General features: G+C 62.4%; 18 protein-coding genes. 10 read left to right on the top strand and 8 right to left on the bottom strand.

The genetic code is table 11. From position 1 onward, the window contains the following. Window positions 1-3: 3 nt before the first annotated feature. Window positions 4-1,014 carry a ligase-associated DNA damage response exonuclease gene (locus tag ASD00_RS26250; protein WP_038576510.1) on the bottom strand — a complete coding sequence of 337 codons (1,011 nt, stop codon included), beginning with the start codon at window positions 1,012-1,014 and terminating at the stop codon, window positions 4-6. A 91-nt stretch (window positions 1,015-1,105) separates the two neighbouring features. Continuing rightward, window positions 1,106-2,059 carry a nucleoside hydrolase gene (locus ASD00_RS26245; RefSeq protein WP_057210082.1) on the bottom strand — a complete coding sequence of 318 codons (954 nt, stop codon included), beginning with the start codon at window positions 2,057-2,059 and terminating at the stop codon, window positions 1,106-1,108. A 255-nt stretch (window positions 2,060-2,314) separates the two neighbouring features. Here ASD00_RS26245 and ASD00_RS26240 point away from each other — a divergent pair, with 255 nt between their 5' ends. Further along, complete coding sequence (locus tag ASD00_RS26240) at window positions 2,315-2,968, top strand: hypothetical protein (RefSeq protein ID WP_025424920.1); 654 nt, start codon at window positions 2,315-2,317, stop codon at window positions 2,966-2,968. Between the two features lie 99 nt (window positions 2,969-3,067). Here the strand turns inward: ASD00_RS26240 and lysS are convergent, their stop codons facing one another. After that, window positions 3,068-4,564, bottom strand: coding sequence for a lysine--tRNA ligase (lysS, locus tag ASD00_RS26235; protein ID WP_025424919.1), 1,497 nt, complete (start codon window positions 4,562-4,564; stop codon window positions 3,068-3,070). Between the two features lie 10 nt (window positions 4,565-4,574). Beyond that, complete coding sequence (gltX, locus tag ASD00_RS26230; RefSeq protein WP_057210080.1) at window positions 4,575-6,032, bottom strand: glutamate--tRNA ligase; 1,458 nt, start codon at window positions 6,030-6,032, stop codon at window positions 4,575-4,577. A gap of 256 nt (window positions 6,033-6,288) precedes the next feature. On the opposite strand from gltX, the gene ASD00_RS26225 reads away from it, so the two are divergent. Continuing rightward, window positions 6,289-6,636, top strand: coding sequence for a metalloregulator ArsR/SmtB family transcription factor (locus ASD00_RS26225; RefSeq protein ID WP_025424917.1), 348 nt, complete (start codon window positions 6,289-6,291; stop codon window positions 6,634-6,636). Between the two features lie 234 nt (window positions 6,637-6,870). Then, window positions 6,871-7,251, top strand: a complete 381-nt coding sequence (locus ASD00_RS26220) for a VOC family protein (RefSeq protein WP_025424916.1) — start codon at window positions 6,871-6,873, stop codon at window positions 7,249-7,251. 363 nt (window positions 7,252-7,614) lie between these two features. On the opposite strand, the gene ASD00_RS26215 is transcribed toward ASD00_RS26220, so the two are convergent. The 3 genes from ASD00_RS26215 to ASD00_RS26205 all read right to left on the bottom strand — a co-directional run bounded on the left by ASD00_RS26215 (window position 7,615) and on the right by ASD00_RS26205 (window position 10,142). After that, on the bottom strand, window positions 7,615-8,370 hold the full coding sequence (locus ASD00_RS26215; RefSeq protein ID WP_025424915.1) for a TerC family protein: 756 nt from the start codon (window positions 8,368-8,370) through the stop codon (window positions 7,615-7,617). A 113-nt stretch (window positions 8,371-8,483) separates the two neighbouring features. Continuing rightward, window positions 8,484-9,323 (bottom strand): AraC family transcriptional regulator, encoded by an 840-nt coding sequence (locus ASD00_RS26210; protein WP_057210078.1) that lies wholly within the window; start codon window positions 9,321-9,323, stop codon window positions 8,484-8,486. Window positions 9,324-9,434: 111 nt separating this feature from the next. Continuing rightward, window positions 9,435-10,142 (bottom strand): TetR/AcrR family transcriptional regulator, encoded by a 708-nt coding sequence (locus tag ASD00_RS26205; protein ID WP_025424913.1) that lies wholly within the window; start codon window positions 10,140-10,142, stop codon window positions 9,435-9,437. A gap of 157 nt (window positions 10,143-10,299) precedes the next feature. Here ASD00_RS26205 and ASD00_RS26200 point away from each other — a divergent pair, with 157 nt between their 5' ends. The 5 genes from ASD00_RS26200 to xylB all read left to right on the top strand — a co-directional run bounded on the left by ASD00_RS26200 (window position 10,300) and on the right by xylB (window position 17,062). Next, on the top strand, window positions 10,300-11,517 hold the full coding sequence (locus ASD00_RS26200; protein ID WP_025424912.1) for an HlyD family secretion protein: 1,218 nt from the start codon (window positions 10,300-10,302) through the stop codon (window positions 11,515-11,517). A 69-nt stretch (window positions 11,518-11,586) separates the two neighbouring features. Then, a complete protein-coding gene (locus ASD00_RS26195; RefSeq protein ID WP_025424911.1) occupies window positions 11,587-13,176 on the top strand; it encodes a DHA2 family efflux MFS transporter permease subunit in 1,590 nt (529 codons plus the stop codon). 203 nt (window positions 13,177-13,379) lie between these two features. Next, on the top strand, window positions 13,380-14,408 hold the full coding sequence (locus ASD00_RS26190) for a metallophosphoesterase (RefSeq protein ID WP_162174738.1): 1,029 nt from the start codon (window positions 13,380-13,382) through the stop codon (window positions 14,406-14,408). An 88-nt stretch (window positions 14,409-14,496) separates the two neighbouring features. Next, window positions 14,497-15,534, top strand: coding sequence for a LacI family DNA-binding transcriptional regulator (locus tag ASD00_RS26185; protein WP_025424909.1), 1,038 nt, complete (start codon window positions 14,497-14,499; stop codon window positions 15,532-15,534). Between the two features lie 73 nt (window positions 15,535-15,607). Continuing rightward, window positions 15,608-17,062, top strand: coding sequence for a xylulokinase (gene xylB, locus ASD00_RS26180; RefSeq protein ID WP_025424908.1), 1,455 nt, complete (start codon window positions 15,608-15,610; stop codon window positions 17,060-17,062). A 41-nt stretch (window positions 17,063-17,103) separates the two neighbouring features. On the opposite strand, the gene ASD00_RS26175 is transcribed toward xylB, so the two are convergent. Beyond that, window positions 17,104-17,463, bottom strand: a complete 360-nt coding sequence (locus tag ASD00_RS26175) for a nuclear transport factor 2 family protein (protein ID WP_025424907.1) — start codon at window positions 17,461-17,463, stop codon at window positions 17,104-17,106. Between the two features lie 137 nt (window positions 17,464-17,600). Here ASD00_RS26175 and xylA point away from each other — a divergent pair, with 137 nt between their 5' ends. Both xylA and ASD00_RS26160 read left to right on the top strand, forming a co-directional pair. Next, entirely contained in the window at window positions 17,601-18,911 is a 1,311-nt protein-coding gene (gene xylA, locus ASD00_RS26170) for a xylose isomerase (protein ID WP_025424906.1), read from the top strand. A gap of 532 nt (window positions 18,912-19,443) precedes the next feature. Further along, a partial coding sequence (locus tag ASD00_RS26160; protein ID WP_057210131.1) for a sugar phosphate isomerase/epimerase occupies window positions 19,444-20,201 on the top strand: 758 nt, incomplete at its 3' end.

Here is a 20,201-nt window from a genome sequence, read left to right as displayed (position 1 = left end):
CGCTCACTCTCCCTCGTCGTCATAGCCGACGAGATGCAGCGGTCGCGCGGCGATGCCTTCGAGCTCGCACCAGCGCACCAGCGCCTCCTCGCGGCCATGGGTAACCCAGACTTCCGCCGGGCCGATCTCACGGATCGTTTGCGTCAGTTCTGGCCAGTCGCAGTGGTCGGAGATCACCAGCGGCAGCTCGACGCCGCGCTGCTTGGCCCGTTGCCGGATCATCATCCAGCCTGAAGCGAAGATCGCCAGGGGATCGACGAAGCGCCGCGCCCAGCGGTCGGCGAAGGCTGCGGGCGGGCCGATGACGACGGTGCCGGAAAAATCCTGCTTCTCGTCGGCGGCAAGCGTCGCCGGGCGGATTTCACCGAGATCTATGCCTTCGCCACGATAATAATCACAGAGCTTCTGCAAGGCGCCGTGGATGTAGATCGGCTGGTCGTAGCCCTGCTCGCGCAGAAGGGCGATCACCCTCTGCGCCTTGCCGAGCGCATAGGCGCCGACCACATGGGTGCGCTCGGGAAACTGCTTCAGCGACGTCAGCAGCTTCTGCATCTCGGTGCGGTCGTCCGGGTGGTGGAAGACCGGCAGGCCGAAGGTGGCCTCGGTGATGAAGACGTCGCATGGAACCGGTTCGAACGACAGGCAGGTCGGGTCGCGGCGTCGTTTGTAATCGCCCGAGACGACGATGCGCGTGCCCTTCGCCATCACCGAAATCTGCGCCGAGCCGAGCACATGGCCTGCGGGGTGAAAACGCACCTCGACGCCGTTGACGACCATCGTCTCGCCCAGGGCAACGGCCTGGCTCGTGCCGCAGAAACCGTCGCCATAGCGGATGCGCATGATATCGAGCGTTTCGCGGGTGGCGAGCACCTGACCGTGGCCGGCGCGAGCGTGGTCGGAATGGCCATGGGTGATCAGGGCGCGATCGACCGGCTGCACCGGGTCGATGTAGAAATCCCCGATCTCGCAATAGAGACCTTTCGGGGCTGGATAGAGCAGGGCGTCCGGTTTCATGGCCATAAAGATAGCCGGCGAACGCATGTCCGCCAGCTATCGCAGCAAAGTTTTTCGAACGGTTGGACAAGCCGGTCCGTTCGGGGTGACATCAGTCGTGCAGCGCCAGCGTGTCGCCGATCAACTTCAGGGTTTTCGCTGCATCGATGTCGATGCAAGCTTTCTGGCTCGGCAGGTTGTCCCACGGGCTCGGCGGGAACAGCCGGCTGTCGGGCTTCTGGATCGTCTGGCCATCGGCAAGGCCGCCGCAGACGACGCGGATGACGCCGCTGCGCACCTTGAACAGGTCCGGCGCCACGACATAGGCACAGGCGCAGCTGTCATGCACCACCATACCGTCAGGCACATGCTGCTCGTAGAAGGTGATGTAGAACTGCGAGATGTCGGAGAGCAGCTGTGCCGGCGCTCCGCCGCGTGCGGCGATGTCGGCGAGCATGGCCTTGGTCATCACCGTCTTGGTGGTGACATCGAGACCGACGACCGTAACCGGCCACGGCGCCGTCATGACGACGTCGGCTGCCTCGGGGTCGCCATGGATATTGGCTTCGGCGGCCGGCGTGATGTTGCCGTTGACGTCGAAGGCGCCGCCCATGATCACCACTTCGCGCACCAGCGGCGCAAAATCCGGATCTTCGCGCAGTGCCAGCGCCAGGTTGGTCATGCGACCGACGGCAATCAGCGTCACTTCGCCGGGATTGGCGCGGACGGTGTCGATGATGAAGCGGTGCGCCGGGCGGGGATCGACGGGCCGGTCGATGGTCTCGGGCACGTCGATGTTGCCGAGGCCGTCATCGCCATGAATAAAGGTCGGCCAGCCGACATGCGGCCGATCCGGATTGAAGGTCTTGTCGAGACCTTTTGCGACCGGTGCCTTAATGCCCCACTCGCGCTTCAGGAACAGCGCATTGCGCGTCGTCGTTTCGACCGAGGCGTTGCCGAAGACCGTCGTAATGCCGATGAGGTCGATATCCGGGTGGCGGTGGAGGAAGAGGAGGGCCATCGCATCGTCGATGCCCGGATCCGTATCAAAGATAACCTTGTGCATGTGTTCTTCTTTTCTTTTTCTTGCGTTTGACGGGTCGCAATGGAGGCAAGATGCCTGCGAAAGTCAATCACCCTTCGATCCCTATCGAACACGCCCGATGTCGAAGCTGAAGATGTCTTTTGGGCGAGCTCCTCTGTTCTTCCCGTTCGTCTATGGCGCGCGGCGCTTAAACTTTCTGAAAGGTGCAGCGCCTATCCTTGCAAGGCGCCTTCGGGCTTTTGTTACAGTTCCTGAAATGACAGCGGAGCCATTCTCGTGAAGGCTATTCTCGGCAACTTGCGCCCATCGAAGAGGCTGGTCGTCATCCTCGCCGCGGCGTTCGGCGTGTCGGCTGCCTCAGGTGCTGCCGCCGTCTATGTCGGCCGCGACGCATTGATGGAGCGGATTTCCAAGCCCGCCACCTCCGGCCTCGAATGCACCCTGGTCAGAACCATCAAGCTCGGCCATCACGGTCAGCGCTGGGTCCGCATGCACATCAAGACGGATCGTGCCGACGGCGAAGCGCGCATGCGCACGGCGCTTCGCGTGGTCGGTGCTCTCTCCAAGACGGAAAATGCCGAGCTTTACCAGGTGGTCGTTCTCGATGCGGCCGGACCGGAAGAGCGCGCCCAGGTTCGGGGTGCGGCGATCGGCGCGCAAGTTCTCTTTGCACCGGGCCCGCAGAGCGTGCCCGGTATGGATGAACCGTTCCGCGCGTCCTACAATGACGGCACGGCAAACTCGGCCGGCTTCTTTCATGGCAACACCATCGATCTTTCCGTGGGTGACATCCGCGGCATGATGGCCGGCATGGACGATCGGTCGCCCTGCATCGATCCGAATGCTGTCGCCGTCGAGGGCGAGGCGGCACCGGACGCCACGGCGCAAGAGCACAAGGTCGAGAGCGCCGAAGCGCCTGCAGGCCACTGAAGCGCCGTTCTCGCGCAGCGCGCTGTCACTCCATCATTGAAAATGAAAAAAGCCCGCCGCAATCGCGCCGGGCTTTGTCTTGTGCCGTTATGACTTTGATCAGTCGGCCTTGTTGCGGCGCGCCGGGAACAGGATGATGTCGCGGATCGACGGCGCGTTGGTCAAAAGCATGATCAGGCGGTCGACGCCGATGCCGAGGCCGCCTGCCGGCGGCATGCCCTGGTCGATGGCATCAAGGAACTCGTCATCGAGCTGCTTTGCCTTTTCGCCGCGGGCATGGGCCTGCTCCAGCTGCTCGACCATGCGGGCGCGCTGCTCTTCCGGATCGTTGAGCTCCGAGAAGGCGTTGCCGAGTTCCCAGGTGTTGCAATAGGTCTCGAAACGCTCGACGAGGCGCGGCTCGCCCGGCACTTCCTTGGCGAAAGGCGAGATGTCCTTCGGGAAATGCGTGACGTGGGCCGGCTGGATCAGCGTCGGCTCGACCTTTTCTTCGAAGATGAAGGCGAGGCACTCGCCCCAGGTCCAGTCCTTCTCGACTTCGAACCCGGCAGCCTTGGCGGCCGCACGGGCTTCCTCGTCGGTCTTCATCGCCAGGAAGTCGATACCGGTCGCTTCCTTGACGGCATCCGGCATCGGCACGCGGCGGAACGGACCCTTGAAGGAGATTTCCTTGTCGCCGAACATGAATTCGGTCGAGCCGTGGATCGACAGAGCGAGCTTGGTAAACAGCCGCTCGACGAGGTCCATGATGTCCTCGTAGTCGGCATAGGCCCAGTAGCATTCCATCATGGTGAATTCGGGATTGTGCCGGGTCGAGACGCCTTCGTTGCGGAAGTTGCGGTTGATCTCGAACACCTTGTCGGTCAGGCCAGATACCAGCGTGCGCTTCAGATACAGTTCCGGCGCAATGCGCAGGAACATGTCGAGCTTCAGCGTGTTGTGGTGAGTCTTGAACGGCTCGGCCGTCGCACCGCCATAGACCGAATGCAGCATCGGCGTTTCGACTTCCATGAAGCCGTCGTCTTCCATGAAGCGGCGGATGCCGGAAACGATCTTGCTGCGCTGCTGGAAGCGCAGCTTCGATTCCTCGTTGGTCATGATGTCGAGGTGGCGCTTGCGGTAGCGCAGCTCGATATCCGACAAGCCATGCCATTTTTCGGGCATCGGCAGCAGCGACTTCGTCAGCATGGTGATCGTCTGCGCGTTGATCGTCAGTTCGCCGCGCTTGGTGCGGCGCACGACGCCGGTGACACCGATGATGTCGCCGATGTCGATCATCGGCAGCAGTGCGCGTGCGTCTTCAGGCGTGGTGTCCTTGTGGCTGAAGATCTGGATCTTGCCGGAGGCATCATGGATATCCATGAACATGCCGGAGTTGCGCGACGAGTAGACGCGGCCGGCGACGGTGACGACGTCCTGCGTCTCGGTGTCCAGCTCCAGGTTCTCGTACTTCGCCGCAAGTTCGGCATTGGTCATCGTGCGGTGGAAATGCGCCGGATAGACGTCGCCGATCTGTTCGCGGAGCAGCTTCAGCTTCTGCGCGCGCACTTCCGTCACATCGGAGGAGAGGGCTGTTGTTTCGGTCTTGTCGTTCATCGTCCTGTCCTTACTTTCCGCTGCCGGCCATCGAGGCGGCGACCTGGCCTGCAATCTTCAACCGCTGGCGCACGACCGAGCGGCCGAGCAGTTCCATGCTGTCGAAGAGCGGCAGCGACCGCGACGAACCGGAAACCGCCACGAACAGCGGTGCCAGCACGACCTTGAGCTTCTTGCCCATGCGGTCGGCGATCGCGCGTAGTTCCGCTTCGATCGTTTCCTTGTTCCATTCGAGGATCTTTTCCAGATCCGGCTGTACCGTGTTGAAGATCTCGACCAGTTCTTCCGGGCTCGACTTGATCTTGGCGAAGGCCGCCGGCTCGAGGCCGAGGTCGGACTTCAACAGGAAGTCGGCAAGGGCCGGCAGTTCGCCGAGCTTGGAGATGCGCGACTGCGACAGCTTCAGGCCCTGCTTCAGGCGATCGTTCTCGGACGCCCAGGCAAGCACCCGGCCGAGGAATTCGTCGTCGCTCAGCTTCTCGCGGATCCAGCGGCCGTTCAGCCAGTCGAGCTTCTGGATGTCGAAGATCGCGCCCGACTTCGACAGGTTGTCGGGGTCGAACTTTTCGGCAAGCTCGGCCATCGTCATCAGTTCCTCGCCTTCGGCGATCTGGATGAAGAACAGGCCGAGGAAATTCATCAGCGCTTCCGGCAGGTAGCCGAGCGCCGAGTAGTAGGAGATCGACGTCGGGTTCTTGCGCTTCGACAGCTTCGATTTGTCGGCATTGCGCATCAGCGACAGGTGCATGAACACCGGCGGCGTCAGGCCGAGATACTGATAGATCAGGATGTGCTTCGGCACGGAGGCCAGCCACTCCTCGCCGCGCGCGACGTGGGTGATCTTCATCAGGTAGTCGTCGACGACGTTCGCCATGTGGTAGGTCGGCATGCCGTCGGCCTTGAGCAGCACCTGCATGTCGACCGAATCCCACGGGATCTCGACGTCGCCATAGACGCCGTCGGTGAACTTGCAGGAGCCCTCGGTCGGGATCTTCATGCGCACGACATGCGGCTCGCCGGCATCGACGCGGCGGGTCACTTCTTCGGCTGTCAGGCTCAGGCAGTGGCCGTCATATTTCGGCTGCTTGCCGGCGGCGCGCTGGCCCTCGCGCATCTGTTCGAGCCGTTCCGGTGTGCAGAAACAGCGGAAGCCGTGGCCGTTGTTCTCGATCTGGCGAACGTAGTCGAGATAGATGTCCTTGCGGTCGCTCTGGCGGTAGGGGCCATAGGGGCCGCCGACGTCAGGGCCTTCCGACCATTCGAGCCCGCACCATTTCAGCGCATCCAGAACCTTCTGCTCAAACTCCGGCGTCGAGCGTGTGGCGTCGGTATCCTCGATACGAAGGATGAAGGTGCCGCCGTGCTTCTTTGCGAAGAGATAGTTGAACAGTGCGATATAGGCGGTGCCGACATGCGGCTCGCCGGTGGGGGAGGGTGCGATGCGTACCCGAACTGCTGAATCTGCCATGGTCTTTGCCCGTTTGACGTGCTTCTCGCCCCTTGCCGGAAGACAAGTCCGGCCGCCGGGCGCGCATTTTATGGGAAGGAAAGGCCCGTAGGGGTGCCGCACCAGCGGTATCGGCGGGCTATTCCAGTCGGCTCGCGTGAGACCATAGAACATGGAGCATGTCAACGGAAAGTGGATCACGCCGGTTTTTGTTGACACTGCCGATGGCTGGTTATATTGAACCGTGAGGTTATTTAACTGAAAGGTTTTTTAGGAAATGCCGGAAGATCGCCTGTCGACCACGCTCTCAGCCCTTGCCGACCCCACGCGCCGGGCGATTCTCGCCCGGCTCTCTCTCGGCGAGGCTTCTGTCGGCGAACTGGCGGAGCCGTTCGAGATGAGCCTGCCGGCGGTTTCAAAACATCTGAAAGTTCTCGAGCGCGCCGGGCTGATCAGCCGCGGCCGCGAGGCGCAATGGCGCCCCTGCCGGCTCGAAGCGGCACCCTTGCGCGACGTCAACAGCTGGCTCGACAGCTACCGCCGCTTCTGGGAAGAGAAGTTTGATCGTCTCGACGCCTATCTGCAGGAGTTGCAGAAGGTGGATCCGGACGCCGGGAAAAACTGATCTCAGCGATCTTGCTGGCGCAGCTTGGCTGCGCTACACATCCCGTGTCGAAAAAGGCAGGACCGGATATGGTAAGCCCGGTCCCTTCGTCACCGTACGAGCGGTTGCGAAGCTCTGCTCGAACCTGATCGTTCGAACCCGCGGCGTGGTTCCGATGCATCCGCATCGGTCCGCGGCGGGGTGTATCCAGATCAGACGCAGTCCGCCGCGTTTCTCAAAACACGGAGACTGCATATGCGACTGAACCATCTCGACCTTCACAGCCCCGTCGTTACCGAAACGGCGACATTCTTCATCGAACATCTTGGCTTCACGCTTGTCGAAACGCGCGGCAAGGATGCCTTTTATCGCCTGGCAGACGATGCCGGCATGGTGCTGGTGATCAGCCCGCCGATCGCCAAGCTTGGCGGTGGCGACCAGGTCAGCCTCGGTCTTCAGACCTACCATATCGGCTTCCTGCTGCCCGAGCGATTGGCAGTCGAGGATGCCTATCGGCGCATCCTGCCGAGCGGCATCCGCATCACCGAACCGGAAGAGCGGCATGGCGCCTATGTCTTCTATATGGTCATACCCGGCAACATCCTCGTGGAGATTGGGCAACGTCCCGACGCCTGAAGCAACCGGAACGATTTACCGGATGAGGCGTTATCCGTTCGAGAGGCGCGGGCTGTGCCAATCGGACATGACGAAGGCGGAGAACACGGGAATTTTTCCGATTTCTTCCCGTGGCCAACGAAACGGCAGTCGAGCGCCACTGCATGTTTCCTTAAATGCTATTCGATATAAGGATCAAAACATGCAGCAATTCAAAGCGCGACAGCGACCTTTGCGCGTCTCGTAAGACGCGCGGCGCTGTAGCGTTCTCACAAACGCCCGCAGCAAGATGGCCTGCATCCCCTGTGATGCAGGTCTTTTTTCGGCGCAACGAAAAGGCGGGGCTGGTGGCCCCGCCTTTCCAGTTTTGTTCGTGGCAACGCCTCAGTGTAGCTTGCCGGCGGCCTTCTTTCGCAGCCGCGCATTGCGCGCCACCATGTTGAGAACCTCCACCAGCGCCGAGAAGGCCATGGCGGCGTAGATGTAGCCCTTCGGCACGTGCAGGCCCATGCCTTCGGCGATCAGCGTCGTGCCGATCATCAAGAGGAAGGCGAGCGCCAGCATGACGATCGTCGGGTTCTTCTCGATGAAGTTGGCAAGCGGCGTCGCGGCAACGAGCATCACGGTGACGGCGGCTAGGACGGCGACGACCATGATCGGCAGATGCGGCGTCATGCCGACGGCGGTAATGATGCTGTCGACCGAGAAGACGAGGTCGAGCAGCAGGATCTGGCCGATCGCCGCGCCGAAGCTGTTGATCGCCGAAGAAGCGATGAAGTCTTCGCCGTGGTCGCTCGGATCGACGCTATGGTGGATTTCCTTGGTCGCCTTCCAGACGAGGAAAAGACCGCCGGCGATCAGGATCATGTCCTTCCACGAGAAGCCGTGTCCGAAGACCTCGAACACCGGCGTGGTCAGCTTGACGATCCAGGCGACGGTGCCGAGCAGGGCGAGGCGCATGACGAGCGCCAGGGTAATGCCGATGCGGCGGGCCCTCTCGCGGTGTTCGGCCGGCAGCTTGTTGGTGAGGATGGAGATGAAGATCAGGTTGTCGATGCCGAGAACCACCTCCATGACAACCAGTGTTATGAGGGCGACCCAGGCGGCTGGGTCCTGGGCAAGCGACATTATCCCCTGCATCGGCGATCTTTCCTTTTTCGGTGGCGCGTCGTCGCGCAAGAATCGCGGCAGTATTTAAGCAACATTGCGAAAGTGACAAGCGCCGCCGGCCATTTGCGGCGGCGCTTTACCGTTTACGCTTGGATCGGAATCCACATTTCGACCACCCCCATGCCCGAATGCGGGTCGAAACGATCATCATAACGCTCGATGAGATCAGGCGTTTGGCCATGCTGAAGACCGGACTCCGGCAGCCAGGTGCCGAAGATATGGTGCGCCGTCGTGGCGATCGACGAGATATGGCCGCGGTGCAGGAACACGGCGTAACGCTGCTTCGGCAGCTTCATGGTGGTAAAGCCGGCGGGCAGGGCGCCGGCGTCGTCGACTTCTGCTGCCGCCATATAGCGAAATGTCCCGGCTTCGCCATCGCTCTGGCTGCAGACGCCGTAGGCGACGTTGCCCTTCTGTCCGGGGATGTTGCCGAAGTGGGAATTGAAGCGCTGCCACAGCGAGGGAATGCCTTCGGTGCGGCCATAGGCGTAGGTTTCGGCAAGGCCGGCCAAAAGCAAAGGCGGGCTGTCTTCGAAGCGCGGTGGGTCCAGTTTGAGGAGGCGGGTGTCGTCCATTCTGATAGGCTCCGTCAGTGCGATGTTGCTGAGGTGCCCTTGCTTGCGCACGGTCTCCGGCGTGACGCCGAACTGCTCGCGAAAGGCACGGGTGAAAGCCTCGTGCGAGCCGTAGCCCGCTTCGAGGGCCACCGCGAGAATGCTGGACGAGCCGTCGGCAAGGTTTCGTGCGGCGCCGCTCAGCCGCCGCGCACGGATATAGGCGCTGATGGAGCGACCGGTCACCAGTCCGAAGACGCGCGACAGGTGAAAGCGCGAAAGGCCGGCAGCCTCGGCGATCTCCTCCAGCGATATATCCCTGGCGAAATGGCTCTCGATGAACCAGATCGCCCTTCCGATAGCACTCATGTTCACTCCCGTGGCAGACAGCCCATGCTCATAGGGTCTTGCCGCAAGGCGTGCTTGATCGCAATTGCTGGATTGAAGGCTAGCCCGAACGAATGAGCCCCTTGGCTTGGCTCAGTCCGTCTTCTTCTTCGGTCCATAGGCGGCCATGAAGACGCGGACGGCCGCGGCAACCGTGCCCTCGATCTGCTCTCGCGGCGGCGCCGAGCACATTCCGCCGAACAGGCGGTGCTTGAACAGCCCGGCCTGGGCCATCTCGATGAACTGCCTGGCCGCTACTTCCGTGTTGTCGATGTCGAGCGTGCCTGTTGGAACCTGCCGGTCGAGATAGGTCTTGAGGACCGTATAGCCGTTTTCGGGCGCCTCGCTGAAGAAGCGTTCCGCCAGATGCGGCATCCGGTCGATCACGCCGATCACCATGCGCATGGAGCGGATCGTGGCCTCGGAGGTGATGCTGCTCGTCAGGGTGACGCCGAAATCGTAGAGCGCCTCCTCGACGTCTTCGTGGTCGTTGAGTGCATGCTTGGCGGTCTGGATCACCAGGGTCTTGCCCTGGATGATCAGCGCCTTGAACAGGTCTTCCTTGTTTTCGAAGTAGACGTAGAGCGTGCCCTTCGAGACGCCGGCCTCGCGGGTGATATCGTTCATGCTGGCGGCGTCGAAGCCCTGGCTCATGAAGACCCGCCGCGCGCCCTCGAGAATCTGTTGGCGCTTGGCAGGGTCTTCACCCGCCGCATGGCGTCCGCTGCCGGGACCAAGCTGGTCGTCCGCGCCGTTATCAGGCCGGAAGGTCTCGTTTTGCTCGGTCTTTGCTGGTTCCATGATTGCCGTCTGCACCCGTCCCGTTCGCATTAATTCTCGTCCATCGAACTACCCGGTTCGATTCCCTCTTGATATGCGACGTCAAAGCGACTAAGTCAAGCTTCGATCGAACCGAACGGTTCAGTTCAGTCACCCCTCATTAACCAGGCCGGTATCCATGTCCGCATCCAAAACGTCCAGCGCCGCTCGCGTTCGCCCTGTCGGCGAGGATTTTGAAGTTCCGCAGACCCATGAGGCCGAGCCCGAGGCCAAGGGGGCGACTGCCGAGGCGCCGGCAGCGGTGCAAGAGCCTGCTGTCGAGGCCGCTTCGAAAAAGAAGAAGCGCAGCCCGATCTTGCCGGTTCTCGGCCTTGTCGCGCTCGCTGGCGCCGGCTGGTATGGCTATGACTGGTGGACCAATGGCCGCTTCATGGTTTCGACTGATGACGCCTATATCGAAGGCGACATTGCCACGATCTCTCCGAAAGTGTCGGGCTATGTCGCCAAGGTCGACGTCGTCGCCAACCAGAAGGTGAAGGCCGGCGATCCCATGGTCACGCTCGATGACGGCGACTACCGTATCGCGGCCGAGCAGACCGAAGCCCAGATCGCCACCCAGAAGCTGGCGCTCAGCCGTTTCGACGCGCAGATCGCAGGGGCGATGGCGAGCCTTGCCCAGGCCGAAGCCCAGAAGAACGCTCTCGAAGCAACGGTGCGCGGCGCCGAACTCGCGCAGAAGCGCGCGAGCGACCTCCAGTCCAAGGACGTCGGCACCGTTGCTTCGCGCGACAATGCCGACGTGGCTCTGGATCAGGCTCGGGCGAACCTTGCCGGCGCCGATGCCAACATCGCGGCTGCGAACGCCAACATCACCGTGCTGCAGGCGCAGCGCTCAGAGGCGGAAAGCCAGATCCGCTCGCTCGAACTTGCCCGTGACAAGGCCAACCGCGACCTCGGCTTCACCGTCTTGAAGGCGCCCTATGACGGCGTCATCGGCAACGTCGCCGTCCAGGTCGGTGACCTCGTTTCCGCTGGCCAGCGACTGGCCGCGCTCGTGCCTGTCGACCAGCTCTATATCGACGCCAACTTCAAGGAGACGCAGATCGCCCATCTGGTCCCCGGCTCGAAGGTCAAGGTCCATATCGACGCCTATGACGAGCACGCGGTCGAAGGCACGGTTGCCTCGATCGCGCCGGCATCCGGCTCGGTGTTCTCGCTGCTGCCGGCGGAAAACGCCACCGGCAACTTCACCAAGGTGATCCAGCGTGTGCCGGTGCGCATCACGCTGCCGGCCGATGTGCTGGCGGAAGGCCATCTGCGGGCGGGCTTGAGCGTCGTCGTCGATGTCGACACGCGCACGGCGCCCGACGAGACCAAGGTCGCCGCCACGAAGTAATCGGGCCTGACGCGCCGGCGTGTTCTTTTGAACGCGCCGATGCGCCTTTACACGCAGGGAGTGGCTCAGATGGCCGCAACGGCAACAGCAGGCTCGGTGGCGGCAGCCGCACCGAAGGTCGAAGAACATATGGACCCGAGAAGGCTGATCGCCTTCTTCGCCATGGTCGTCGGCATGTTCATGGCGATCCTCGACATCCAGATCGTTTCGGCATCGCTTGCCGAAATCCAGGCCGGCCTGTCGGCCGGCTCCGACGAAATCGGCTGGGTGCAGACCTCCTACCTCATTGCCGAAGTCATCATGATCCCGCTTTCGGGCACGCTGGCGCGTATCGTCTCGACGCGGGTATTGTTTTCGGTATCGGCTGCGGGTTTCACCGCGGCAAGCGCGCTCGCCGCCACAGCCACCAATATCGACCAGATGATCGTCTACCGGGCGATCCAGGGCTTCATCGGTGGCGGCATGATTCCGTCAGTCTTTGCGGCTGCCTTCACCATTTTTCCGCCGTCGAAGCGCAACATCGTTTCGCCGATCATCGGTCTGATCGCCACGCTCGCGCCGACCATCGGCCCGACCGTCGGCGGCTACCTCAGCCACGCCTTCTCCTGGCACTGGCTGTTCCTGGTCAATGTCATTCCCGGCATCATCGTTGCGACGCTGACCTGGACCTTCATCGATTTCGACAAGCCGGAGCTTGGTCTGTTCAAGAAGTTCGACTGGTGGGGGCTCGCCTCGATGGCGATCTTCCTCGGCTCGCTCGAATATGTCCTGGAAGAAGGCAACGCCAACGACTGGTTCAACGACGAGCATATCGTCATGGGTGCCGTCGCCACCGTGATCGCCGCGGTGATTTTCTTCTACCGGGCCTTCAAGGTGGAATTCCCGGTGGTCGACCTCAGGGCGTTTTCAAACCGAAATTTCGCCTTCGGTTCGATGTTCTCCTTTGTCATGGGCATCGGGCTCTATGGTCTCACCTATCTCTACCCGCTCTATCTCGGGCGCATCCGCGGCTACGATTCACTGATGATCGGCGAGACGATGTTTGTCTCGGGTCTAGCCATGTTCTTCACGGCGCCGGTCGCCGGCTTCCTGTCGGGCAAACTCGATCCGCGCGTGCTGATGACCATCGGCTTTGCCAGCTTTGCCAGCGGCACCTGGATCATGGGACATCTGACGGCTGACTGGGACTTCTACGAGCTGTTCATTCCGCAGATCCTGCGCGGCGTCGGGCTGATGCTGTGCATGGTGCCGATCAACAACATCGCGCTCGGCACCATGCCGCCGGCACGCATGCGCGGCGCATCCGGCCTCTTCAACCTGACGCGCAACCTTGGCGGCGCTGTTGGCCTGGCGGTGATCAACACCATCCTGACCCAGCGCCAGGATCTGCACTATGCCCGGCTCTCCGAACACATCCAGTGGGGCAACCCCGAGGCGATGGAGCGGTTCAACAACATGGCCGCCACCTTCAACGCCCATGGTCTCGATGGTGCTTCGATCGCCATCAAGCAGCTTGCGGCGATGGCCCAGAAGCAGGCGATGATCCTGTCGTTCGGCGATATCTTCGTCATCCTGACCGTGCTGTTCCTGTCGCTGATCCTGGGTGTGATGATGATCAAGAAACCGCAGGGCGTCGGACCCAGCGGCGGCGGGCACTAGGCCCACGCGCGGTTTACGCCGTCTTCGTGTTGCGGCACAATCCGGCCGGAAAGCAACGTCCGGCCGAACCCTGATCGACGATCCGGCACCTGGCCGGGTTGGAAACGGGGCCGTTCATGCGGGCATACCAACACTTCGGCATCTCCAGGCGCTCCTTCCTTGCCGCCGCCGCCGGCATCGGCGCGACACTGTTGGCCACGCCCATGCGCGCAGCCGGACGCCCGCCCATCGATGCTACCTTCCTGTTTTCGAACGATATCCACGCCTGCCTCGTCTCGACCGAGGGCCTTGCGCCGAACTGTGCGGCCGAAGGCAAGACCGACGCGAATCTGCTTCGCCACGTGGCAGCGCTCAATGCCCTGCCGGCGATGCACTGGCCGGAAACCGTCGGCGGTCAGTCAAGCGGGCTCGGCAGCACCGGCCGGCGGATCGGCCGGCCGCTCGGTCTTGTGCTCGGTGGCGACGTGACCGATGACGGCGGCGGACAGGTGCGCCAGCCGCGTGAGGGACGGCAGCTGCAGCAGTTTTCGAGCCGCTATCAGGAAGGACCGGGTGCCGACCGCGTGCACTTCCCCGTCTATGTCGGGCTCGGCAACCATGACCTCGACCAGGACGGGCCGCCGCCGCATGTCGACTGGTATCGCCGCGAACTGCGCGACTATGTCGAGCTCAATCATCGGCAGTCGGTGTTCTACAAGCCTCCGGTGCCGGTGACGAACTACGACCCGCTGTCGGATTGCTATTCCTGGGATTGGGGCGGGCTGCATCTCGTTCAGCTCCAACGCTTCGGTGGCGACGTCAGCAAGGGTGCGGTGGATGCGCTGCCGTGGCTGAAGCAGGATCTGGCAACCTATGCCGCTGACGGCCGACCGGTGATCCTGTTCCAGCACTATGGCTGGGATGCCTTCTCGACGGAGGTCTGGGACGCTGCCGCCAGGACCTTCGACGACCAGGGCAATGGCCCGCCGCATTGGTGGAGTCCTGGCGAGCGGCAGGCGCTCGTTGATGCCGTCAAGGGCTATAATGTCATCGGTCTCTTTCACGGCCATCAGCACGAAACCGCGATGATCTATCGCCGCGAAGGGCTGGATCTGTTCAAGCCGAAGGCGGCCTATATGGGCGGTTTCGCGCTCGTGCGCGTGACCGACGGCTTCATGGATGTGGTGCTTGCCGAGGCCGGGAAGGGCCACGGCGAGGTCACTTTCACGCAAGCATTCAGCAAGCGTTTTTAGCCAGCGAAAACAGCGGCCGGTCTTTCCTTGCGTGTTTTTGATTTACGTACATCAAAAATTCCTCTAAGGCAGTTTGCGGGAGGAAATGATGCGCCCTACAGTCCACGACATCGCTGCAGAAGCAGGCGTCAGCCTTGCGACCGTCGACCGGGTTTTGAACAATCGCCCGGGTGTGCGGACGGTCACGCGCGACAAGGTCGAGCGCGCGATCGCGACGCTCGGTTATATCAGGGACGTGGCGGCGGCCAACCTTGCCAAGAGCCGCAGCTATCCGCTGATCTTCATTTTGCCCGAAGGCGAAAACGCCTTCATGCGCGGGCTCGAGGCCGAGGTCCAGTCCGCAATGGCCCGCTCCGCCGTCGAGCGGACCGATGTCAGCATCCTCTCCGTTCCCGCCTTCGATGCATCGGCGCTGGCCGATGCGCTCGACGAAGCGCGCCGACGCGGACCGGCCGGCGTTGCCGTCGTTGCCGTCGAAGCGCCTGAAGTGGTTGCGGCCGTTGGGCGGCTTCGCGAGGACGGCATTGCCGTCGTCACCCTCGTGTCCGACCTGACCGGCTCCGAGCGCGAGCATTTCGCCGGCGTCGACAATATTGCCGCCGGACGCACGGCCGGCAGTCTGATGCGGCGTTTTGTCGGCGGCCGCGACGGGCCCGTTGCCATCGTCGCCGGATCGATGCTGGTGCGAGACCATCGGGATCGGCTTGAGGGTTTCAGCGCTGCCGTCAATGAAGGTGCCGCCAAGCGGCAGCTTTTGCCCGTGGTCGAGGGCCACGATGACCCGTCGGAAGTCGAAAATCTGGTGCAGGATCTGCTCGCCGCGCATCCGAACCTTACCGGCATCTACAGCCTCGGCGCCGGCAACCGCGGCCTGATCGCGGCGCTGGAGAAGGCCGGACGTCAGTCCGAGATCTGCGCGATCGCGCACGAATTGACGCCGTACAGTCGTGCTGCACTCGTTTCGGGTACCATCGATGCGCTGCTCAACCAGGATGCCGGTCACGAGGTGCGCAGCGCCATTCGCGTGCTGAAGGCCCGCGCCGATGGGCTCTCGATGATAGAGGCGCAGGAACGCATCCGCATCGACATTTTCCTCAAAGACAACCTGCCGGTCGAACCGGTGTAATGCTTTGAATTTACACAATTCCTGACGGAAAACCGTTGCACGCTTTCCCCGGAATTGCCCAATGGAGGCACGCATGTATCTTGGACTGGATCTCGGCACGTCGGGCGTCAAGGCGATGCTGATGGATGGCGATCAGCGTATTGTCGGTTCGGCATCCGGCGCACTCGACGTCTCGCGGCCGCATCCCGGTTGGTCGGAGCAGGACCCGGCCGCTTGGATCAGGGCTACCGAGGAGGCGATATCAGGCCTGAAGGCGGCACATCCTTCAGCCCTTGCCGCCGTGCGCGGCATCGGCCTTTCCGGCCAGATGCATGGCGCGACGCTGCTTGACGCCGACGACAAGGTGCTGCGGCCCTGCATCCTCTGGAACGACACCCGCAGTTTTCGCGAGGCAGCGGCGCTCGATGCCGAGCCGCAATTCCGCGCCATCACCGGCAACATCGTCTTCCCCGGATTCACCGCGCCGAAACTCGCATGGGTGCGTGAAAACGAGCCGGATCTCTTTGCCAAGGTGCGGTGGGTGCTGTTGCCGAAGGACTATCTGCGCCTGTGGCTGACGGGTGAGCATATGTCCGAGATGTCGGATTCGGCCGGCACGGCTTGGCTCGATACGGCCAAGCGCCGCTGGTCAGAAAGCCTGCTTTCGGCCACCGGCATGGAGGAACGGCAGATGCCGGATCTCGTCGAAGGCACGGATCGGGCGGGCGGGCTCCGGCCCGAGCTGGCGTCACGCTGGGGCATGGATGCCGGCGTCGTCGTTGCCGGGGGGGCGGGCGACAATGCGGCGTCTGCCTGCGGTATGGGCACCGTCGGCGAAGGCCATGCTTTCGTTTCATTGGGCACGTCGGGTGTGCTGTTTGCCGCCAATGCAAGCTACCTGCCCAATCCGGAAAGCGCCGTTCACGCCTTCTGCCACGCTCTGCCGAATACCTGGCATCAGATGGGTGTCATTCTGTCGGCGACCGATGCGCTCAACTGGTATTCCGGAATCGCCGGTCGCAGCGCCGCCGACCTCAGCACCGAGCTCGGCGATACGCTGAAGGCGCCAAGCGGCGTGACCTTCCTTCCCTATCTCTCCGGCGAGCGCACGCCCCACAATGATGCAACGATCCGCGGCGCATTTGCCGGGCTCGGCCACGAGAGCAGCCGGGTAGTGCTGACGCAGGCGGTCATGGAAGGCGTTTCCTTCGCCATCCGTGACAGCCTCGAAGCTTTGCGTGCCGCCGGCACGACGCTTTCGCGGGTGACGGCGATCGGTGGTGGATCGCGTTCGCGCTACTGGCTGAAGTCGATCGCGACCGCGCTCGACCTGCCGGTCGATCTGCCTGCTGATGGCGATTTCGGCGCCGCCTTCGGTGCTGCGCGTCTCGGCCTGATCGCGGCGACCGGCGCCGACCCAGTCGCGATTTGCCATGCACCGAAAACGGCGGAAACGATCGCGCCCGAAGCGGCTTTTGTGGCGGCCTACGACGAAGCCTACCAGAGCTATCGGCGTCTCTATCCCGCCATCAAGGGCGCGACGACGTGACCGCACCGCGCCCCTCCATGGCTGTTTTCGATCGACCGGGCCTATTGCGCCGGCACCTTGTCGATAAAGCCGGTGACCTGTTTCAGCCGGCCGTTCTCGATGAGGCCGACGTCGGTGCCCTCGATCACGGATTCGTCGCCATCTGGGCCAAGCGCCCAGGAGAAGCGGATCGTGTCGGCAAAGCCGTCCGGCGTGCCCTTGAGCGTGAAGCGAAAACCAGGAAACTGGCCCTGAACGCCGGCGATCAAGCCGCCGATGCCCGCATGCCCGTCACCCTGCATGATCGGGTCGCGATAGGCGACGTCGACGGTAAAGGCCGCTTCGATCAACACGCTGCGGCTGCCGACCTCTGCGTTCCAGGCGGCGATGTAGGCCTCGGCGATCCGGTTGAAATCGTTCATCTGACTATTCCTTTGGCTTGGCGTTTCGATGCCGCAGGTATCGCCGCACGAGGGAATGAAACCAATTACCTTCCACGTAATGACCGGGCGTTTTGCAGTCGCGGCGCCGGCACACCAGCCTTGAGAGGAGCCAGACCGTGAGCACGGGATTTTTCGGCGATATCGCTAAGATCAAGTATGAGGGACCGGAGAGCAGCAATCCGCTCGCCTTCCGCCACTACAACAAGGACGAGGTCGTTTTCGGCAAGCGCATGGAAGATCACCTGCGCTTCGCGGTCGCCTATTGGCACACCTTCGTCTGGCCGGGCGGAGACCCCTTTGGCGGCCAGACGTTCGAGCGCCCATGGTTCAAGGACACGATGGATGCGGCCAAGCTGAAGGCGGATGTTGCGTTCGAATTCTTCCAGCTGCTCGGCGTTCCCTACTACTGCTTCCACGATGCCGACGTGCGCCCCGAGGGCCGGAACTTCGTCGAAAACACCAAGAACCTCAACGAGATCGTCGACTATTTCGCAAAGAAGCAGGCCGACACCGGCGTCAAGCTGCTCTGGGGCACCGCCAATCTCTTCTCCAATCGCCGCTATATGTCGGGTGCCGCCACCAATCCGGATCCGGATGTGTTTGCCTTTGCAGCCGCGACGGTAAAGACCTGCCTAGATGCCACCCAGCGTCTCGGCGGTGAGAACTACGTGCTGTGGGGCGGGCGCGAAGGTTACGAGACGCTGCTCAACACCGACCTTTCGCGAGAACTCGACCAGCTCGGCCGCTTCGTCAATCTGGTGGTCGACTACAAGCACAAGATCGGCTTCAAGGGCGCGATCCTGATCGAGCCGAAGCCGCAGGAGCCGACCAAGCACCAGTATGACTATGACGTCGCCACGGTCTACGGCTTCCTCAAGAGGTACGGTCTGGAGAAGGAAGTCCAGGTCAATATCGAGCAGGGCCATGCGATCCTCGCCGGCCATTCCTTCGAGCACGAACTGGCTCTTGCCAATGCGCTTGGCATCTTCGGTTCGATCGACATGAACCGCAACGACTACCAGTCGGGTTGGGATACGGACCAGTTCCCCAACAACGTGCCGGAAATGGCGCTCGCCTACTATCAGGTGCTGGCAGGCGGCGGTTTCAAGTCGGGCGGCACCAACTTCGACGCGAAGCTGCGGCGCCAGTCGCTCGACCCCGAGGACCTCTTGATCGGCCATATCGGCGGCATGGATTGCTGCGCCCGCGGCATCAAGGCGGCCGCCCAGATGATCGAAGACAAGGCGCTGTCGGCTCCGCTTGATCAGCGCTACGCCGGTTGGCAGGTGCCGGAAGCCAAGAAGATGCTCGAGGGTGGCTTCTCGCTGGAAGAGATCGAAGCTTGGGTGCTGAAGTCCGACCTCAACCCGCAACCGAAGTCCGGCAAGCAGGAGCTGCTGGAGAATGTCGTCAACCGCTACGTCTGAGCGGCTGCGATCAACGCTGATTGAAGAACCGGCCGCCGCTGCGGCCGGTTTTTTTACTGGTGCCTCGTCGTGCCGGTGAGGCGCACCGCAGTCAGTTTCCGGATTGGCATTTCGGCGCCTGTGAACGCAGGAGGACGCCTCCCGAAATTCTCGTCCCAACCGGTTGCTCCATACAGAAAATCTGCTAGCTTCGGCGCCTGCAACGTTTCAGGTGCTTCAGCTGCAGCGAAAATGAAGCTTTCGTCCGCTTCTTCCTGTCGTTGGCTGAACCGGCCGGCTCTGCCGGTAGCCATATCATCAGGAGGATGTTTGCGATGAAAACGATTAAGGGCCCCGGTCTGTTTCTTGCGCAGTTTGCCGGGGATGCGGCGCCGTTCAACTCGTTTGCGGCGATCACCAAGTGGGCTGCCGANGCCTGCAACGTTTCAGGTGCTTCAGCTGCAGCGAAAATGAAGCTTTCGTCCGCTTCTTCCTGTCGTTGGCTGAACCGGCCGGCTCTGCCGGTAGCCATATCATCAGGAGGATGTTTGCGATGAAAACGATTAAGGGCCCCGGTCTGTTTCTTGCGCAGTTTGCCGGGGATGCGGCGCCGTTCAACTCGTTTGCGGCGATCACCAAGTGGGCTGCCGATTGCGGCTACAAGGGCGTGCAGGTGCCGACCTGGGATACCAGGCTGATCGATTTGCAGCAGGCGGCRACGTCAAAGGCCTATTGCGACGAGCTTGCCGGCATTGCCCGCGACAACGGCGTCGAGATCACCGAGCTGTCGACCCATCTGCAGGGCCAGYTGGTYGCCACCCATCCGGCCTATGACGAGGTGTTCGACGGTTTTGCCGTGCCRGAAGTGCGCGGCAATCCTGGGGCACGGCAGCAATGGGCGGTCGAGCAGGTGAAGMTGGCGCTGACGGCGTCGAAGAACCTCGGGCTTAATGCGATGGCGAGCTTYTCCGGCGCGCTTGCCTGGCCGTTCGTCTATCCCTGGCCGCAGCGGCCGGCCGGCCTGGTCGAGACCGCCTTCGACGAACTGGCGCGGCGCTGGAAACCGATCCTCGACCATGCCGAGGATTGCGGCGTCGACATCTGCTACGAGATCCATCCGGGCGAGGACCTGCACGACGGCATCACCTTCGAGATGTTTTTAGAGCGCACCGGCAACCATGGCCGCGCCAACATGCTCTACGACCCCTCGCACTATGTGCTGCAGTGCCTCGACTATCTCGACAACATCGACATCTACAAGGATCGCATCCGGATGTTCCACGTCAAGGATGCCGAGTTCAACCCGACCGG

The sequence above is a fragment of the Ensifer sp. Root31 genome (assembly GCF_001424825.1).
Taxonomy (GTDB): Bacteria; Pseudomonadota; Alphaproteobacteria; order Rhizobiales; family Rhizobiaceae; genus Ensifer; species Ensifer canadensis.
The sequence above is the reverse complement of the archived record's forward strand: the minus strand, read 5'-3'. Positions and strand labels throughout refer to the sequence as shown.

Bases quoted from the DNA above. Each gene is read 5' to 3' on its own strand.
- ASD00_RS26250 (WP_038576510.1), bottom strand. From the start codon at position 1,014: ATGAAACCGGACGCCCTGCTCTATCCAGCCCCGAAAGGTCTCTATTGC.
- ASD00_RS26245 (WP_057210082.1), bottom strand. From the start codon at position 2,059: ATGCACAAGGTTATCTTTGATACGGATCCGGGCATCGACGATGCGATG.
- lysS (WP_025424919.1), bottom strand. From the start codon at position 4,564: ATGAACGACAAGACCGAAACAACAGCCCTCTCCTCCGATGTGACGGAA.
- gltX (WP_057210080.1), bottom strand. From the start codon at position 6,032: ATGGCAGATTCAGCAGTTCGGGTACGCATCGCACCCTCCCCCACCGGC.
- ASD00_RS26225 (WP_025424917.1), top strand. From the start codon at position 6,289: ATGCCGGAAGATCGCCTGTCGACCACGCTCTCAGCCCTTGCCGACCCC.
- ASD00_RS26220 (WP_025424916.1), top strand. From the start codon at position 6,871: ATGCGACTGAACCATCTCGACCTTCACAGCCCCGTCGTTACCGAAACG.
- ASD00_RS26215 (WP_025424915.1), bottom strand. From the start codon at position 8,370: ATGCAGGGGATAATGTCGCTTGCCCAGGACCCAGCCGCCTGGGTCGCC.
- ASD00_RS26210 (WP_057210078.1), bottom strand. From the start codon at position 9,323: ATGAGTGCTATCGGAAGGGCGATCTGGTTCATCGAGAGCCATTTCGCC.
- ASD00_RS26205 (WP_025424913.1), bottom strand. From the start codon at position 10,142: ATGGAACCAGCAAAGACCGAGCAAAACGAGACCTTCCGGCCTGATAAC.
- ASD00_RS26200 (WP_025424912.1), top strand. From the start codon at position 10,300: ATGTCCGCATCCAAAACGTCCAGCGCCGCTCGCGTTCGCCCTGTCGGC.
- ASD00_RS26195 (WP_025424911.1), top strand. From the start codon at position 11,587: ATGGCCGCAACGGCAACAGCAGGCTCGGTGGCGGCAGCCGCACCGAAG.
- ASD00_RS26190 (WP_162174738.1), top strand. From the start codon at position 13,380: ATGCGCGCAGCCGGACGCCCGCCCATCGATGCTACCTTCCTGTTTTCG.
- ASD00_RS26185 (WP_025424909.1), top strand. From the start codon at position 14,497: ATGCGCCCTACAGTCCACGACATCGCTGCAGAAGCAGGCGTCAGCCTT.
- xylB (WP_025424908.1), top strand. From the start codon at position 15,608: ATGTATCTTGGACTGGATCTCGGCACGTCGGGCGTCAAGGCGATGCTG.
- ASD00_RS26175 (WP_025424907.1), bottom strand. From the start codon at position 17,463: ATGAACGATTTCAACCGGATCGCCGAGGCCTACATCGCCGCCTGGAAC.